This window comes from Actinomadura sp. HBU206391 (assembly GCF_014323665.1).
Taxonomy (GTDB): domain Bacteria; phylum Actinomycetota; class Actinomycetes; order Streptosporangiales; family Streptosporangiaceae; genus Actinomadura_C.
Map to the genome: position 1 here is coordinate 1 of NZ_JABVEB010000447.1, position 3055 is coordinate 3055.

Annotated in this window: 3 protein-coding genes; 1 reads left to right on the forward strand and 2 read right to left on the reverse strand. The window is 72.5% G+C overall.

Features of this window, described 5'->3' with window-relative positions:
• Together HKK72_RS38040 and HKK72_RS38045 are read right to left on the reverse strand one after the other, a co-directional pair.
• The coding region (locus HKK72_RS38040; RefSeq protein WP_187239232.1) for an RNA polymerase sigma factor at positions 1 to 1413 on the reverse strand (1413 nt) is incomplete at its 3' end.
• A gap of 107 nt (positions 1414 to 1520) precedes the next feature.
• On the reverse strand, positions 1521 to 2204 hold the full coding sequence (locus HKK72_RS38045) for a nuclease-related domain-containing protein (protein WP_187239233.1): 684 nt from the start codon (positions 2202 to 2204) through the stop codon (positions 1521 to 1523).
• Between the two features lie 296 nt (positions 2205 to 2500).
• Between HKK72_RS38045 and HKK72_RS38050 the strand changes: the two genes are divergently transcribed.
• On the forward strand, positions 2501 to 3055 hold a 555-nt coding region (locus HKK72_RS38050; protein WP_187239234.1), incomplete at its 3' end, for a MerR family transcriptional regulator.

The window sequence follows — 3055 nt, forward strand, 5'->3', positions numbered from 1 at the left end:
CGGAGGGTGCGTGGTCGGGGGCGTCTGGGTGGGCTCGGGGGCCTGCGTGGTCGGCGGGGGCGTCTGAGCCGGTGGGGGCGGGGTCTGGGTCGGTGGCGGGGTCTGCGCGGGAGGCGGGGTCTGTGCGGGAGGCGGGGGGCCGGCGGTCGGCGGGGGGGCGACGGTGGGCGGGGGCGAGACCGGCGGCCCGCCGATGGGGGGCGGCTCCATGGGGGGCATCGGCCAGCCCGGCCGAGCGCGTCCGCCCGGTGGCGCCGAGGGCAGGGCGATCGATTGTGGTACGGGGGAACCGCCGCGCAGCGTCAACGTGTCGGGCTGCGGCGCGATCACCCCGTCGTCCTGGCCGATGGGCCGAGGGGCCGTGATGGGGGGCAGCGGCGGGAACCCGGACCGGCCGGGCGGGCTCGGTGCGGGCCGCGACGCGACGGCCGGCGCGGCCCGGTCGTCCGACCGGCAGATGAGTTGCACCACGGTGGCCGCGCCCATCGAGGCTCCGACGAGCAGGGCCGCCACTGCGCCGAGGATGACCGGGTGCCGGGTCAGCAGCCCGCCACGGTCGTCGTCGGCCGTGTCGTCATCGGTCCGCCGGGTCGCCAGCGTGCGCGGAGACTGCACCGGGAAGCCGTCCTCGTCGAAGTCGGCGATCTGCGCCGCGATGGCGCACCTGTACCCGGTCAGATCGGGGTCCTGGAAGCAGCTGAGCACCTCCTGCCGCAGTGACTCGGGCGGAGTCACCGTGGGCAGCATGTCGTACACCTTGGCGGGGGACACGTTGCGCGGCCGGTGCGGCCCGCACACCCGGCAGATGAGCGCGTGCTCGAGTAACCGGGCCCGCAGGTCGGCGGAGAGCTCGGCGCTCCGTTCCCGCAGCAGTTCGGCGCGCACCCGGCAGTCGTAGGGCCCGTCGTGGGCGAGGATCTCGGCGGTCAGCGCGGCCTCGAGTTCGGCCCGGGCCCGAGCGAGCAGGGCCGTGACCTCCTCGTCCGACAGTCCGAGCACGGCGCCGAGGTCGGGCCGCGTGAGGCGATGCCGGATGTGCAGCTCCATCACCTCGCGGCTGAGCGGTGCGAGGCTCATCACGGCACGCCAGGCCGTGATGCGCTGGTCGACGTCGTCCTGCTGGTGGGTGGCGATCGACACGTCCGGCCGGCGGCCGCCATAGGGCATCGACCGGGCGCACTCGTGCCTGGCGATCGCGTACAGCCAGGTGCCGAACCGGTCGGGGTCGCGCAGCAGGCCGATATGGGCCTCGGCCACGATGAGGGTGTCGCGCAGCGCCGCCTCGGCGGCGTCGCGATTGCTCCATTGGAACCAGCAGTAGGCGTAGATCCGGTCGCCGTAGGCGTCGTAGACCGCGGTGAGCGCGCTGGGGTCCCGTGCCTGCAGGGCTTCGACCAAGAGGCGATCACTCATGACCCGAAGGTAATCGGGTTGGTAGATCAGATCTGGCAATGAAAGAAACACAATATATTGTCGGCTCTATTGACCGAACCGACCATTATTGCGTTTTGGAACATTTGTCACGCAATCCTGCGACGGTGGCCCAGCGCGTGCTCTTGGCCGGTCAGCATGGGGGGGAACGCGCGTTCGGCGGCCACCGTGATCATCGCGACCTCCGCGGAGGTCAGGACCACCGGATGTGCGCCGATGAAGCGCGGCACCCGACGCGACCGGTGGAACATGACCCCGCCGAATCTCAGCCCTCCGCGCGGGACCCGCGCGCCGTGCACGGCGACGACCGGGGCGACTGCGACCTCGTCGTCGAGCTCGGCGGCCAGCAGCTCGGCGACGGTGTGGGCCGCTCGTACCACCGCGACCTGCAGGTTGGCGACGGGGCGGCCGCCCGCCCAGAGCCGGCGGTGGTCCGACCACAGGCGCACCCCGAGCGTCCACCGGCGGCTGACGATGACGTAGACGCCGGTGAGGCCGATGACCAGATGGTCCAGATTGGCGGCGGGGAGCCCCGGCAGCGCCCGGTCGTGCAGCACCCTGAAGCCCCCTGGGTCGAGGGACGCCAGCACCCGGCCCGTACGCCGCTCGGCCATCGCGCCGTGCCGCCAGCTCGTCACCGGCCCCGGCCGGTTGCGCAGATAGAGCACGTGCACCGCCAACGTCGCCAGGGCCGCGGCTAAACCGGCCCACCAGTTGCTCAGCCCGCCGACGACCACCGCGTTCGAGCCGGCGAGAACCAGTCGCATCATCATGCGTTCCTGGCGATGCCGGTCGGACAGCGCCCGGTAACGAGCCCATGCCGAGGCGCCGGCGGCGGACCCGCCACCGTACGGTCTCCAGCCCCCTGACGGGGACCCGCTCCCGGACTGCGTCACGCGACCCGGCACCGTGTGGCCCCTTCTATCGGATAGTCGTCAGCGTGGTGTCCGGTCCGGTGATTCTTCAAGGGCTTTGGCCAGGTCATGGTGATCTCCATGCCCCACCTGTCCCCTACGGGCGGGAGAACGGCGCTTGACACTGTCATGATTACAGTGTCATTGTGCTGAGTATGGAGAGCACCTGGACGATCACTGAACTCGCAGCGGCGGCCGCCGCCGCGCTCGGCGGTGAGCCCGCACAGGTGAACGGCCGGGTCAGGGACATGCCCAACGAGCGCCTGATCCGGTGGTACACGACGATCGGCCTGGTCGATCCGCCATCGGCCCGGCGCGGCCGCATCGCGCTTTACGGGCAGCGCCATCTGCTGCAGCTCGTCGCCGTCAAACGCCGGCAGGCCGCGGGCCGGACCATCGCCCAGATCCAGATGGAACTGACCGGCGCCACCGACGACACCCTCCAGTCCATCGCCCGGGTGCCCGGCACTTCCGCCCCGCCCTCCCCGGACCCTGATCCAGGTGCCGGCCCCGGCCCGGCCGGCGGCCTCCAGCGCCGTTTCTGGACCCCTCCCCCCGCCGCCCCCCGTGACCTCGCGGTCGCTCCCGGCCCGGCGAAGCGGACCACCGCGAGATCACGAACGGACATGGGCGAGACGACTCCGTCCCCGCTCCCCCGGGCGGCCCCGGCCCTCGTCCACGGCGTACGGCTGGCGCCGGGGGTGACTCTG

Bases quoted from the DNA above. Each gene is read 5' to 3' on its own strand.
- HKK72_RS38045 (WP_187239233.1), bottom strand. From the start codon at position 2,204: ATGATGATGCGACTGGTTCTCGCCGGCTCGAACGCGGTGGTCGTCGGC.